Source organism: Gloeotrichia echinulata CP02, from assembly GCA_038087035.1.
In the GTDB taxonomy this organism is placed as follows: domain Bacteria; phylum Cyanobacteriota; class Cyanobacteriia; order Cyanobacteriales; family Nostocaceae; genus Gloeotrichia; species Gloeotrichia echinulata.
In genome coordinates this window covers 5,923,471-5,938,083 of the sequence record CP051187.1, presented here as the reverse complement: position 1 = coordinate 5,938,083, position 14,613 = coordinate 5,923,471, and the positions used below count along the sequence as shown (strand labels likewise).

General features: G+C 42.9%; 12 protein-coding genes and 1 tRNA gene. 4 read left to right on the top strand and 9 right to left on the bottom strand.

Features of this window, described 5'->3' with window-relative positions; genetic code table 11:
• Window positions 1–474 precede the first annotated feature (474 nt).
• On the bottom strand, window positions 475–879 hold the full coding sequence (gene tnpA / locus HEQ19_26405; GenBank protein ID WYM02481.1) for an IS200/IS605 family transposase: 405 nt from the start codon (window positions 877–879) through the stop codon (window positions 475–477).
• Window positions 880–961: 82 nt separating this feature from the next.
• On the opposite strand from tnpA, the gene HEQ19_26400 reads away from it, so the two are divergent.
• Window positions 962–2,167 (top strand): transposase, encoded by a 1,206-nt coding sequence (locus HEQ19_26400; GenBank protein ID WYM02480.1) that lies wholly within the window; start codon window positions 962–964, stop codon window positions 2,165–2,167.
• A 277-nt stretch (window positions 2,168–2,444) separates the two neighbouring features.
• Window positions 2,445–3,752: an aminopeptidase P N-terminal domain-containing protein gene (locus tag HEQ19_26395; GenBank protein WYM02479.1), complete on the top strand. Its 1,308-nt coding sequence runs from the start codon at window positions 2,445–2,447 to the stop codon at window positions 3,750–3,752.
• Window positions 3,753–4,394: 642 nt separating this feature from the next.
• Here the strand turns inward: HEQ19_26395 and HEQ19_26390 are convergent.
• From HEQ19_26390 to HEQ19_26365, 6 genes are all read right to left on the bottom strand, one after another.
• Window positions 4,395–5,129 (bottom strand): HNH endonuclease, encoded by a 735-nt coding sequence (locus tag HEQ19_26390; protein WYM02478.1) that lies wholly within the window; start codon window positions 5,127–5,129, stop codon window positions 4,395–4,397.
• Window positions 5,101–6,039: a DNA adenine methylase gene (locus tag HEQ19_26385; GenBank protein WYM02477.1), complete on the bottom strand. Its 939-nt coding sequence runs from the start codon at window positions 6,037–6,039 to the stop codon at window positions 5,101–5,103. Before HEQ19_26385 ends, HEQ19_26390 begins: the two co-directional genes overlap by 29 nt.
• A gap of 229 nt (window positions 6,040–6,268) precedes the next feature.
• Window positions 6,269–7,726, bottom strand: coding sequence for an AAA domain-containing protein (locus tag HEQ19_26380; GenBank protein WYM02476.2), 1,458 nt, complete (start codon window positions 7,724–7,726; stop codon window positions 6,269–6,271).
• 256 nt (window positions 7,727–7,982) lie between these two features.
• Window positions 7,983–8,993, bottom strand: a complete 1,011-nt coding sequence (locus tag HEQ19_26375; GenBank protein ID WYM02475.1) for a DUF4011 domain-containing protein — start codon at window positions 8,991–8,993, stop codon at window positions 7,983–7,985.
• 189 nt (window positions 8,994–9,182) lie between these two features.
• Window positions 9,183–11,069: an ATP-dependent zinc metalloprotease FtsH2 gene (ftsH2, locus tag HEQ19_26370; GenBank protein WYM02474.1), complete on the bottom strand. Its 1,887-nt coding sequence runs from the start codon at window positions 11,067–11,069 to the stop codon at window positions 9,183–9,185.
• A 474-nt stretch (window positions 11,070–11,543) separates the two neighbouring features.
• Complete coding sequence (locus HEQ19_26365) at window positions 11,544–12,041, bottom strand: hypothetical protein (GenBank protein ID WYM02473.1); 498 nt, start codon at window positions 12,039–12,041, stop codon at window positions 11,544–11,546.
• A gap of 149 nt (window positions 12,042–12,190) precedes the next feature.
• On the opposite strand from HEQ19_26365, the gene HEQ19_26360 reads away from it, so the two are divergent.
• Together HEQ19_26360 and HEQ19_26355 are read left to right on the top strand one after the other, a co-directional pair.
• Entirely contained in the window at window positions 12,191–12,622 is a 432-nt protein-coding gene (locus HEQ19_26360; GenBank protein ID WYL98135.1) for a hypothetical protein, read from the top strand.
• Window positions 12,576–12,803, top strand: a complete 228-nt coding sequence (locus HEQ19_26355; GenBank protein WYM02472.2) for a GMC oxidoreductase — start codon at window positions 12,576–12,578, stop codon at window positions 12,801–12,803. The genes HEQ19_26360 and HEQ19_26355 overlap by 47 nt, the downstream gene beginning before the upstream one ends.
• 162 nt (window positions 12,804–12,965) lie before the next feature.
• Here the strand turns inward: HEQ19_26355 and gltX are convergent, their stop codons facing one another.
• Both gltX and HEQ19_26345 read right to left on the bottom strand, forming a co-directional pair.
• Window positions 12,966–14,408, bottom strand: coding sequence for a glutamate--tRNA ligase (gene gltX, locus HEQ19_26350; GenBank protein WYM02471.1), 1,443 nt, complete (start codon window positions 14,406–14,408; stop codon window positions 12,966–12,968).
• A gap of 84 nt (window positions 14,409–14,492) precedes the next feature.
• A tRNA-Asp gene (locus tag HEQ19_26345) sits at window positions 14,493–14,566 on the bottom strand.
• Window positions 14,567–14,613: the final 47 nt, after the last annotated feature.

The following is a 14,613-nucleotide window of genomic DNA, read 5'->3' as shown; positions in this document are numbered from 1 at the left end:
TGTGATTAAAGTTTTAACTCTTCTGGTGAATATCTTTCTGTTAATGAATAACATTTACGATATTTTTTATTTTTTTGAGTAAGCTTTCTGTCGATAAATGTCAGTATATGTAGATAATTCTCTGGTAAATCAGTACTTATGCAACTCGCACATTAGTAGGATGCGTCAGATTTAATAAGTTGGTGATTTTCAACATCTTACGCACCCTAAAAAATATGTTGACTGTGACACCTGCGTAATTCATGTAAATGATTTGTGAGATATTTTCAAGTCGGTTTTAAACAGTTATAAAATATTTATTATGTTGGGTTTTATAAGGAAGGCAGGCTGAAAACCCTTGAGGAACAGGGGCACAGCGCTGTCTTCCGTACTTCTCCCTTGGCGTTAGCCTCTCCCTTTGGGAGAAGGGGAGACGCTGCGCGAACAGGCAAGGGATGAAAGCAGCAGTCAGGCGTTTACGCCTCTGTGATGTTTTCAATCACGCTGTTGTTCAATATATCGTTTAACTGATTCTGTGCTGATATTGCCAGCCGTCGATACAAAATAGCTGGGTGTCCACAGTGTCGGAAGTTTGAGCAATTCTGGAAACTCTTTTCTTAAGTGGTGGCTAGCCCAACATTTGATTTTGTTCATCATTTGAGAGGGGTTGTCTGTCGGCTTTGCGTTTAGGAATAAATGTACATGGTCTGGCATGATTTCCATTGCAATAATTCGCCATCTGTTCTCATTGCAAACATCACAAATGATTTGCTGCAATCGTTCGGCTATTTCACCAACCAAAACTTTTTTTCTACGCTTATGGATAAAAACAAAGTGGTAATTGAGTAATGATATAGCGTTTCCCTCGTGTCTATACTCATCTGGTGTAAAAATTGCCATTTTCCGAAATAACCTATTGCGGTTTTCTACTTAAGAATGGTATAATCAAAATATAACATAAACAACAAAGGGGGTGATTAAGTTGCTAGTTCTAGAGTACAAAGTTAAAGCTAAAAAACTTCAATATTTAGCCATTGAATCAGCTATTAAAACTACTCAATTCATTAGAAACAAATGTTTGAGATATTGGATTGACGCGCCAAGAGAAGCAAAAATTGATAGATTCGCACTCAACAAGTATTCAACGGAACTACGCAACGAATTTAAATTTGTCGCTAACCTAAACTCGATGGCAGTACAATCCTCAGCCGAAAGAGCATGGTTAGCAATATCAAGGTTTTACGATAATTGTAAAAAGAAAGTATCAGGTAAAAAGGGATATCCCAGATTCCAGCGTGATAATCGCTCGGTTGAGTACAAGACATCAGGCTGGAAGCTAAATCCAATCAAGCGCCGTATTACCATTACTGATAAAAAAGGTATTGGTGAGTTGAAATTGTTGGGCAAATGGGATATTCAAACCTACCCTGTAAAATCAATTAAACGTGTTAGATTGGTGCGTCGTGCTGATGGCTATTACTGTCAGTTTTGTATTGATGTTGAAGCTTCAGATATTCAACCACTGACAGGTAATGAAATCGGTTTAGATGTTGGGCTAGAGAGTTTTTACACTGATTCTAACGGACATCAAGAATCTAATCCCAAGTTTTTGATCAAGGCTGAAAAGTCAATTAAACATGCTCAAAGACGTATTTACAAAAAGAAAAAAGGTTCTTCAGGACGTAGAAAATCTAGAGCTATATTTGCCTCTAAGCACTTGAGAATAAGTAGGCAACGGAATGAACACGCTAAGAGAATAGCGCGTAACGTGTGCAAGTCTAACGACTTAGTAGCCTATGAAAACCTGCAAGTGCGTAACTTACTCAGAAACCATTGTTTAGCTAAGTCAATTGCTGACGCTAGCTGGTATTTGTTTAGGCAGTGGATTGAGTATTTTGCTGGTAAATTTGGTAAGTTAGTGTTCAGCGTGCAACCACATTACACATCACAAAAGTGTTCAAATTGTGGCGTGATTGTAAAAAAATCTCTATCAACTCGCACCCATGTTTGTAGTTGTGGATGCAAGTTGCATAGGGATGAAAATGCAGCGATTAACATTTTAAATCTTGTCTCCGACACGCTCCGCGATGCAAGACTTGCTAGGGATGGGCAATCCCGAAGTAACGCTGTAGGAGTCGGAATCACTACGCTAGTTGGCGCAAGCCAGCAAGAGCAAATTCTGACGTAGATTACAGAATCCCCGTACCTAATGGTCGGGGAGTGTCAAAGACAATAGGACTTACCCAACTGTCATAGTTTTAACGCGAGAGCTTGTCATCGCCCAGCGTGTCGCAGACAAGGGTCAAAAGTCAAGATTCCAAAAAACGCGGAAAATATATGTGCCCCCAGAGTAGGTCAAAAAATTCCACCCTTCGGAGTTTTTGTCAGTAATCAGTGGCATTAGCCATCCAATATCTTGTTACGAAAGGTTAAAATATCACCAGAATTTGAAATCTAAAGTAGCTATGCAACTAGAATATCGGGAGCGTCGTCAGCAGTTAATATCAAAAATTGGCAATGGTACTGCCATTTTTCGCAGTGCGCCAATGGCAGTGATGCATAACGATGTTGAATATACTTATCGCCAAGACAGTGATTTTTTCTATTTGACGGGTTTTAACGAACCCCAAGCCGTGGCTGTATTAGCACCCCATCATCCAGAACATCAGTTTATCCTCTTTGTCCAACCCAAAGATCGAGAAAAAGAAGTTTGGACTGGTTATCGCTGTGGGGTAGAAGCAACCAAGGAAATTTATGGTGCAGATATTGCTTACCCCATCAATGAGTTAGATGAAAAACTACCGCAGTATTTGGAAAAAGCCGATCGCATTTACTACCACTTAGGACGCGATCGCAGTTTTAATGACAAAATTCTCAGTCATTACCAAGATTTACTCCGCACCTATCCCAAACGTGGTACAGGCCCAATTGCGATTGAAGATACTATACATGTTCTCCACAGCATGAGATTGGTAAAAAGTCAAGCCGAGTTAGAATTGATGCGTCAAGCAGTGGCGATCGCCTGTGAAGCACACAATCACGCCCTCAAAATTAGCACTCCTGGACGGTACGAGTATGAAATCCAGGCGGAGATAGAACACATCTTTCGTCTGCGGGGTGCAATGGGGCCTGCCTATCCTTCAATTGTAGCTTCTGGGGCGAATGCTTGCGTACTGCACTACATTGAGAATAGGCGACAGATGCAGGACAATGAACTGCTGCTAATTGATGCTGGGTGTGCCTATGGTTATTACAACTCTGATATTACGCGGACATTTCCCGTCGGCGGTAAATTTACGCCAGAACAGAAAATATTGTACGAGATTGTTTTAGAAGCACAGAAACAGGCGATCGCTCAAGTACAACCAGGTAATTCTTTCCACCAACCTCATCATACAGCAGTGCGTATCCTCACCGAAGGCTTAGTTGAGCTAGGCATCCTCAAAGGTGAAATTGACAAATTAATTGAAGAGGAAAAATACAAGCCATTTTATATGCACCGTACCAGCCATTGGTTAGGCTTAGATGTCCATGATGTCGGTGTTTACCAACACGGCGACAACCCGCAACTTTTACAACCAGGACAGGTATTGACCATAGAACCAGGACTTTATATTGTACCAGATACCAAACCAGCCGAAGACCAGCCAGAGATTGACCAGCGCTGGGTGGGGATTGGGATTCGCATCGAAGATGATGTGTTAGTTACCGCTACTGGCCATGAGGTGTTAACGGCTGGGGTTCCCAAGGCGGTGGATGAAGTAGAAAGTTAACGCTAAATTCATAGGAATACGGGGGATGCGGGAAACTCAGCGTCTTCAGACCGCTCGTGGTCAGCGGCACGAGCGACTTCAGTCGCAGTGGTATTTGTGTTAAAATTAGAGCGTGAGTAAGAACAAAAAACATCTACGTGTTGAAGCATCCTAGTATCGGAGAAATCCCCGCTCCTATGAAACAACGGTTAGGTTTAAGTCCTGGCGCAGTATGACAGGAAAGAGCAAATAAAGGCTTGTTGCGGAGCGTACCGCGTCTTGGCTTAGTGATGGATTCACCAAAGCATGGGAAAAAATAAAAGTAGCTAGAAACCTAAGCTTGACTTAGAGTGACTAGGTAGACGGCGTTTGACGGTCGTAGCGAGAGTTTTACTCTGTCTGTAGAATCTCAGTGTCTTTAGACCTGAGAGTGTCAATTATACATCTTGTTAATTTTGTCAAGATTCAAGAGTCCAGGTTTTTTGATTCTTGACTGGCAATTTTAGATTTTAGAATTTGTGATCGGCGTCAAGGTAATTCATAATTTAAATCAGTGCGAGCTAGTACTCTCCACTGATTTAAGACCACGGAATTTTTAATTCAGTGAGTGGCTCTGTACAGTGTCTTTAATTATGAATTAATAATTATTTTGTCAACAAAGTTTTAGCCGTCAGTGTTTCGGTGCATTTCTCGTTCAATGATTTCCTTGATAAATTCAGGGATTTCTTTTTCCAGGCTGACGGCTCGTTGTTTTAATCTTTCATAGATCTCAACATCCTTTTCTTCCCACATAATATCTATTCTTCTGACTTGTCGCATGGCAATATGCGTGTAATCCTCTGGATATGCCCAGTAACATGACTTACAAATAGATTTGTCTTTTATGCTGTTCCAATTTTCGCAATGCTCACATGACCAAGACTTAGCCCGATTGGCAGATCCACAAAGCAGCATAAAGCTTTCTGGCTCTAACTCTGGCTCTCCATCAACTTCAAAAGGAACACGATGATCAATCTGCAATTCACGCTCCTCAACTTGCTCTAAGTAGATGAAGCACTTACAACCATATTTCCTGATCAATTTGGCTTTAATCTGTTTCGATAAGCCTGTCCTACCCGATAACCTAGAAAACCTGGCCTTGTCAACATCCCCAAATCTGTAGGCAGCTATTTTTCTGCCATCACTTCCTGTTACGCGAAAGGTTTCTAGAGGAATTCCATGTTCTCGAACATCTCTAGCTGCTCTTGGAGGATGATTGTAGCCGTACCTTGCCTTCAAGTCTTCCGTTGTAATAAAACCGTATTGTAGAATGTGGTCAATAACAGCTTTTGGTCTTTTCGCGGTTACTGACTGACAAAGTTGGATGAAATCATTGGGTAACTGTTGAGAACTGTCCATGCCTTTCCAAAAGGGTAAGCTGTTTCGGTGCTTTGCTAATATAGGTTTCTAGATCCGAAAATTGTCCACTCAGTAAATTTGGTGATAAATACAAAGACTCTACTGTCATTTCCTCTTTACCGAGTAGCGTCGCTTGTGACGATCGCCCTACTTCGATTTCAATCCTCTTGAGTCCCAACTCTTTAGGTAATGTATTGCCAAAGGTTTTATTGCCTCGTTTGCCATCATAACTAATTGCAAACGCTACTTCCTTGCCATTTAATTGTTCAAGAGCTAAAACGAAATCATCAAAATCAATTCCTGAGAAATATCTCGAATCTGTTTCTCCACATACACCTTGATAGGGAGGGTCTAGATAAACAAAATCACTACTTTTTACTTCGGCTAAAACTTCTCTATAATCTAACCATGTAAATTTACATTTACCCTTTAAAAAAGCGGAAACTCCTTCTATATTTTTCCTCATATTTACAGGTTGAGTTCCCTTGCGTCTCTTATCAGGACTTTGATTGAAGAATCCCGCAGAGTTATACCGAACAGCGCCTTTTACGCAGCGAGTCAATAAATACAGAAGAAGTTTTGGATCATTGGTTCTATTAAATGTCTCTCTAACTTCAAAGTAGTGACTGACAGAATCATGATGCTGCTCATTCCATATATTGGCATACGCAGCTACAATTTCATGTGGTCTTTCTACAATTAGTTCCAATAGCTCAATCAGGGGCTTGTTGAGATCATTAAGCCAAAACTTTTGAGAAATGTGTTTAGAAGCAGCAGCGATACTAATGGCTGCGGTTCCTGTAAAAGGCTCTACCAACCTCTCTACCTTATTAGGTAAAAATCTGAGAATGTCGGGCGCAAGGTTTCTCTTACTACCCTGATACTGAATTGGATGCGGTAGGCTAGCCATCTCAAAAAGAGAACAAATTATCTTAGTTACTTTACCACGAGGAGTAGGCTGTATGCTGCGTTAATTCCGCCTAAAGCCCCCATCTCCAAAAAATATCAGAATCACCCCACATTCGGGAGCAACGCCAAATTAACTGCAGCCTTCCACAAATTCCACTTCTGGCAGTTTACCTGATCGAAATTGAGTGACACGCTTACCATCAGTCTCGAATATCACGCGATAATTCTGATCAGCGCGGTCTTTCGGTATAAAGATTTATTTGTTGTAGCCGTTCAATTTTTTCTATCAAGAGCTTCACTTGAGCGGGTTTGTTACGAAACCAATCCGTTGACCAAATGCGGTGAATTTTCCAACCTAGCCTTTCGAGCACCTGTTGTCTCAGGCGATCGCGATCTCTTGCGGTCGGTGAACTGTGGTATGATGCACCATCACACTCGATACCCAATAAAAACTCACCAGGGCGATTTTTATTGACTACAGCTAGGTCAATCCGGTATCCTGAGCATCCGACTTGGCTACGAATGGTGTATCCCCGTTCTACTAAGGCGTGGTAAACATCTTCTTCAAATGGTGAGTCAAATTTCAGCTTATCTGTATAATAATTACCTTCCAGTCGTTCCCCTCCACTGGCTGCGTACTCTAGATAATCGCGCAGTAATCTTAAACCTTCGCTTTTGCTGTGTGTTAAATCAATGTCATCAGCTAAGATAGAAGAAACCAATGTAATTTTACTTTTTGCTCTTGTAATAGCCACATTCAGCCGTCGTTCTCCACCTGGGTTTTTAATAGGGCCAAAGTTGAGATGAAGCTTACCTTGAGAATCACGACCATAGCCAACACTGAGTATAATTGCATCACGCTCATCACCTTGGACATTTTCCAGTGCTTTGAGAAAATAGTGAGGTGAGCGATCGCTACAAAATGCATCAAAATCGGGATTATCTTTCCCCAAAATCTCTATTTGCTCTTGAATAGCATCAGCTTGAGCTTCGCTAAAGGCAATAATACCCAGAGATTGGTCCCGAACCCGTTGAAAATGCTCTAATGCTAACTGAGCAACTACTTCAGCCTCCTTGCGATTATCTGTGCGCCCACCGCGATCATATACCCCATCGGGAACATGCTTAAACCAGACTCCCAAATCTGGATTTTGAATTGGGTTGGGAAATGTGACTAATTGAGAGTCATAGAAATGTTTATTAGAAAAAGCTATCAAGCGTTCATCTTGACTGCGATAATGCCATTTTAGTGTGCGTCCAAACATAAAATTTGAACATTCATCCAAAACGCTTTCATAGCTTGCATCATCCTCATCATCTAAATCTTCTTCGCTGTCTCCCGTTACAAAAACTGACGTGGGAGGAAGTTGTTTTCTATCCCCAATGACAATTACTTGATCAGCGCGAATAATCGACGGCACAACATCCTCTGTACGCAGCTGAGAAGCTTCATCAAAAATGAGAACATCAAAATGAACCTCATCAGCATTAATATATTGACTAACGGAAAGCGGACTCATCATCCAGCAAGGCTTTAAAGCTTTTACCAGATTTGGTATCCCCCTTTGTTTGTCATTCAGGAGTTTACGAATAGGTAAATGTTTCCTTTTTTTGTTTACTTCTTTATTTAACCTTGGTAACTCAGCTTGAATAATTGAGAACTTTTCGCGATTTTTCCAACGCTGCACATGAAGTAGTTTTAAACGTTCCCTAGCAGCATCTAGTTGATGAGAATCGAATTGAGAAAAATCCTTAATTTGCCGTTCGTGTACTTCAACGTTAAAATTCTTCAACTCAGGCTTTCTTGCCAGAATTGCATCAAGACAGGTTTGGTAAATCAGCTTCTCTAGAATTGGAAACCAAAGTTTTGGTTCTAGGTTCCTGTCACGTAAAGCAGTTAAAAACTTATTAGCTCCCAGATTTTCGAGTTTCTGGTAAGTTTCTTTATAAGTTAGCCATTCTTGAAAGTAAGGTAGTATTGACAATTGTTTGACTTTTTCCTGTTCCTGGAGGCCCTTGAACAACAAAGCTAGAACCAGCTTTTGCTGCTTCAATTACCACTTGCTGGCTAGAATCAGCATCAAGAATTTGAAATATTCGCTCTGGTTTAATTTGTGAGTCTAAAGCAGATGCGGGTAATGGTTCTCTATAACTAGACTGATATTTAGTTAAATCTCCACTAATTGCTTGCAAAATTGGGTGCGAAAAAATTCGAGCTTCATTTTCAATGATGTCTCTAACCATTGCAGCTTTGGCATAAGAGAATAATGAGAGAAATACATTCTCTTTGATTTCCCATGTCTTTTGTGCTGCTAAAAGTTCTCTAATTTGGGTAATAATTTCGTCATAAGTTAGTTCTTGTATAGCCTCTATCTCTGGAAGCTCTATTCCAAAACTTTGCTTTAATTTTAGTGCCAAAGTTGGATTTAGTACAATATCATCTTCCAAAGCAGATATTTTATATATATCTCGTCTAGACTCTTTAATTAAATCTACAGGAATTAAAATTAGTGGCGAGAGTAAAGCATCCTCTGGTTTATCCTTGTCATACCAAGTCAGTGTTCCTAGTGCTAGGAATAAGCTGTTGACTCCTCGTTCTTCGATTGACTTTCGCGCCTCAGCACGCAATTTCTTAAACCGCTTGAGTTGCTCGTTACCTGTTTGACGCGTAATTAATTCGAGAGGATTTTTGGCTGTAGGTAATGCTTGAATTTTTTGTGTCGGTAAAGTATCTTGATACTCGCTATCAAGCATTTGAAAATTGAGCGCGTTCTTCTCTTCTTTAAGCTTTTGGAAGACAATATCTGGTTCCTCCGTCAGAATCTCCAAAGTTCGGGGACTATCTTGTCGAAACTTGATTAGAGGATTTCTTCGCCCCAAGTCAGCCAGCCCAGCTTTCCACTTTGCAATCTTTTGAACAAGGTTGTATTGAACGTCTGGAGTGGACTGTCTCATATTAGCCTTTGTAGTAAAAAAATCTGTTGTTCAATACTATACTAACTTTTCTATCAGTAAATTTTATTAACTTAGTACCAATGGTGATACACCCATTTCAAAAAAATATCAGAATCACCCACCTTATCAAAATAGGGGCGCGACATTGATTGTCGCGCCCCTATTTGAAAATTTTTGATTCTGGACTAATTACAGACTTGGTGCGTACTGAGACTTTTCGGGTACGTCGGTGTATTCAGCCACAATTTGGCGGAACTCAGCACCATCAATGGTTTCCTTTTCGATCAGCAAATCAACTAAGCGGTCAGCGACGGTGCGATGTTCACGCATAATCTTCTTGGCTGTGTCGTAGCATTCTTCCACAATGGCGCGGACTTGACCATCAATGCGGGAAGCGATAGACTCAGAATACTCAGATCTAGTTGTCCAGTCACGACCCAAGAACACTTCTCCTTGTTGGCTTTCCAGTGACACCGGACCCAAATTGGACATTCCAAACCTTGTTACCATCTGTCTCGCCATTCCCGACAATTGTTGCAAGTCACCACCGGCACCAGTAGTCACTTCGGCTGCACCAAAAATCACTTCTTCGGCGGCGCGACCACCCAAAGCACCAGTAATTCTGGCTTTGAGTTGGGAACGGGAAATTAATCCTTGTTCTTCGTTGGGGGTAAACCAAGTTAAACCTTGGGCTTGTCCGCGAGGAATCAAGGTAACTTTTTGCACTGGGTCATGGTCTTTTAACAAAGTGCCGACCAAGGCGTGTCCAACTTCATGATAGGCTATCAAACGCTTGCTCTTGCTGTCTACCAAGGGAGTACCTTCCATCCCGGCGACTACGCGATCCACCGCATCATCAATTTCCAGGAGGGTGATTCCCTCTTTGCGTCTTCTGGCGGTGAGAATTGCGGCTTCGTTGAGTAAGTTAGCTAAGTCAGCACCTGTAAATCCAGGAGTCCGACGGGCGATCGCTTCTAAGGATACATTGGGGTCAAGTTTCTTGTTGCGTGCGTGGACTTGTAAGATTTCCAAGCGTCCTTTGATGTCTGGTGCATCAACGGTGACTTGTCTGTCAAAACGTCCGGGACGCAACAAGGCTGCGTCTAATACGTCAGGACGGTTGGTGGCAGCAATAATAATGATACCTGTGTTGCCTTCAAAACCGTCCATTTCGGTCAACAGTTGGTTGAGAGTTTGTTCTCTCTCATCGTTACCGCCACCGATACCAGCACCCCGCTGTCTACCTACAGCGTCGATTTCATCTATAAAGATGATACAGGGGGCGTTGTCTTTGGCTTTCTTGAACAAGTCGCGCACGCGCGAAGCACCCACACCCACGAACATTTCCACGAATTCCGAACCAGAAATGCTGAAGAATGGAACACCCGCTTCCCCAGCGATCGCTTTTGCTAATAAAGTTTTACCAGTACCAGGAGGCCCAACTAGCAGCACTCCTTTAGGAATGCGTGCGCCTACGGCGGTAAATCTTTCTGGCTGTTTCAGGAATGTAACAACTTCTTGTAGTTCTTCTTTGGCTTCTTCAATCCCGGCGACATCATCAAATTTGACACCAGTTTTGGCTTCCATTTGAAACCGCGCTTTAGATTTACCAAAGTTCATCGCTTGTCCAGGTCCGCCTGGGAGGTTGTTAGACCTACGGAACAAGAAGAACAACCCAGTAATCAACAAAATCGGAAAAATCAGATTACCCAACAGTCCCCAGATTGCGCCATCATTGCGTATGGGGTGGGCATCAAAACTAATTCCTTTGTCTTTGAGCTTGGTAATTAACTCAGGAGCGTTTACAGGTAGATCTACCCGCCACCGTTGCACACGATTTTCCAGATCTTGATCTACACCTTCAACAATTGCTGTCCGCCCGCCTTCATAAAGATCTACACTGGTAACGCGATTGGCGTCCAAGTATTCCAGAAAGCGACCATAGGTCATGCGGGTATTAGCTGCATTTTTACTCATATCCGCAGGAGCATTAGCAAACGCCCCTTGCCAAAAGAAAAAGCCAATTACCAAAGCCGGCAATGTCCAGAGTACCAGGACTCTCCAGGAGAATTTCATTTTAATTTGCCTCTAGATGCCAATACAACTCATCAGCTTTAGCAACCGAATGGTGGAACCACCCTCTCAGATTCAGGATCAAGTGAACTCAGAAGGATAGAATTTTTCATCCTTCATCCTTCATCCTTCATCCTTTCTCGGTCACTACATAGCTAGGAAACGGATCTTGATAAATCCATTTTGTTTAACTTGATGTCTGACATCCATCACCATATAGCCATCATGGCTATACAGCAGATCGATGACGACATCAACAATCTTAATGAAAGTTAACTTAATTTTAATACATTATCGCACAATCCAACCAATGAGGAGTAATCTCAAGCGTCAAGTATTTGCCGGACTTACTCGGACATTTATTGACAAACCGCACCAAAAACCTTGCGCGCGTATGGTGCAGACGCTATGCGCTCGACTGGCTTTGTCAGAACGTCAATTAGAGAAGTATGGGGACATGGGGGGATGACAAATGACCTACTTAACTTGTGTAATTTGTAGAGTGTAAGGCAGATATTGACCTTTTTTGTAGGAGCCAACCCAAATCTGGTAGGTTCCGCGAAGCCATTCCCCAATCATCCCAGGATTTTTTTTGCCATTAAACTCGTCATTACACCAAGTACCACCGGGACCTGTCACAATCAGGGTAGTGTCTTCAGGACTATCGACTTGCAGCTTCAGGTAGTCAAATTTACTTGTTAATTCCAAAGTATGGTCTGGTGTTTGATCAACAAATCCGGTACATGGCCCAGTAGCTGTTTGAGTTATCCCGGCTACTTGGTTCCCAGGGACCGAGCCGCCACTCATACCGCGAACTGTGAAGGGGTCCGGGGAGAACTTGGGTCCGATGGTGACATCTCCAAATATTTTTGGCATTTGTTGAACATCAGCTTTGGCATTCGTTGCCGATACGGCGAAGAGCGTCAATATCATCAACGATAATTTTATCCCTCTGTAGAGCGCTGATTTCGGCATTTTGATTACATGTTCATCTACGTATTGTAGAAGACATGATTTTTACACAATGAGTTCCCAAAAGTAAGTCGTTATATCTGTGCAAACGCCAATTAGCACTTTTCGTTATGTCTGTCAATGCTTAAGTCCTAAAATCAAATCTTTGAGTTGTGGAAAAAACTCAGGAGCAATCTCAAGCCGCACGAACGATTGGCAACCTGGGAAATATACATAAATTTTTTATGTTTTACCATCTAGGGCTAGGAATTGCTCCACCTCTGGGAAGCTTTCGGTATGACCAATCTACCCAGAGCGTTAAGCTGACCTGGCCTAAAGACGATCCAGCAATTGTTCAGGTACGTGAGGTCGCCTTGGCTACCTCCGAGACCCTCAACCAGGGTAATACCACCAGCCAGTACCAACCCAAAACTGGCTATTTGGTAGACGGAGCAACAGCTCACCCACTTGGTGGTGCTGTATTGGTTGACATAGTTCCAAATCACATAGTCAAATCCCGTCTTACATCACCTAGCCCGACAGACAATGCCCTGCCTGTTGCCACTATTTTACCAAAAAGCCGTCCTAGAAGGACGGGGCTTTAGACCCAGTTTTTTTGGTAAAGTTTGCGATTATTACGGCAGAGTCAAAGGCTACAAGGGTCTATATGTCGTTGATGGTGCTTTGATTCCGGGTGCAACAGGAGCAGTCAACCCATCTTTTACTATTGCTGCAATTGCCGAACGATGCCTTGAGCGGATTATTGAAGAATTGAAGTTTCGGTAACACCATTGTATCGGTTATCTGACGACGATTATTGGTAGGGGCGCAAGGCTTTGCGCCCCGAACGCCCCTACAACAACGCCAAAAACCCTCATTTTACCCTGGAATGAGGCGTCTTGCGCTTGATTCGCCTGCAGTATCTTGGTGGGAGTATCAATCTAACTGCTAATTACCAAGTGCGATCGCCTGAGTCAAACGTGGCTGATCTAAACCTATTTGATGCAGCAGTAACCAGGATTGAATGAGGTCTGGCCCGTGTACATCTCCAGTTAAGGCGGCTCTGAGCGATCGCATCACCAACCCTTTCTTAACATTTTCCGCTTTCACCACCTGTTTAATTATCTCCTGGGCGGTGGCTGGGTCTAGCGGTTGATTTTCTAAGGCGGCGATAATTGCTTTGAGGGCTGCTGCAGAACCTTCAAGCTGCAGTTGCTTGCTTGCTTCTTCGCTAAATTCTACTGTGTCAGTAAAGAACAGTTGGCTTTGCTCTACAGCATCTTTGAAACGAGTCAAGCTGGGGCTAATTAAAGCAACTAGCTCCTCTAACCAACCACGTTCCCGTCCCCCGTCAAATTTATACCCTGCTTCTTCCCAGTAGGGTATGAGCAAATCTGTCAATTTATCTATTGGCAGTGCGTGGATATACTGACTATTTAACCAATCTAACTTTGCCCAGTCAAACTTTGCACCGGCTTTATTTACCCGCTCAAAGCTAAACTCTTTGGCGGCGGCTTCTAAGGTAAATATTTCCTCTTTTGAGTCTGGGGGAGACCAACCAAGCAAGGTCATATAATTTACCAAGCCTTCACTGTAAAAGCCCAATTGCTTAAAGTCAGAAATGGAAGTGACACCATCTCGCTTAGAAAGCTTGCGCCCATCCAAGTTCAAAATCAGCGGTGTATGAGCAAATTCGGGGATTTTTGCACCTATTGCTTCATATAGCAGAATTTGCTTGGCGGTGTTGGCTATGTGGTCTTCGCCTCGGATGACATGGGTAATTTGCATGTCAATATCATCAACCACAACCACAAAGTTGTACAATGGCTGACCAGTACCCTCTTCTGAGGCGCGGGCGATGACCATATCACCACCTAAATCGCTACCTCGCCAAGTCATTGTTCCCCTTACTAAGTCATTCCAGACAATTTCCCGCTCATCTTCAATTTTGAAGCGAATCACATAACTGCGACCTTCGGCTTCAAAAGCGGCGCGTTGTTCTGGGGTGAGATTGCGGTGACGGTTGTCATAACGAGGGGCTTCACCTCTAGCTTTTTGGCTCTCTCGGAGGGCGTCTAGTTCTTCAGCGGTGGTATAGCAGCGATAGGCTAATCCCCGTTCTAGCAGTTGTTGTAAGGCTTGTTTGTACAGATCCAGGCGTTGGGATTGGAAAAATGGTCCCTCATCCCAATTTAATCCTAGCCAGCGCAATCCTTCCAGGATATTGTCGGTGTATTCGGGACGCGATCGCTCTAGGTCTGTGTCTTCAATTCGCAGGATAAACTTCCCGCCGTGGTGGCGAGCAAATAACCAGTTAAATACAGCCGTTCTAGCTGTACCGATATGTAGGTTCCCTGTAGGACTCGGCGCAATACGGACTCTGACAGTCACGGTTAATTCTCTCTTTGACAAAGCATGACAACTATCATAAGTGCTGAGTGATGAGTCTCGTTACCCACCACTCACAACTTTCTACGGGACTGACGGGGCTCGAACCCGCAACTTCCGCCGTGACAGGGCGGTGCTCTAACCAATTGAACTACAGTCCCTTGTTTCTCGACTTTGCCATTATCACTCGGTTTTTTCTACTTGTCAA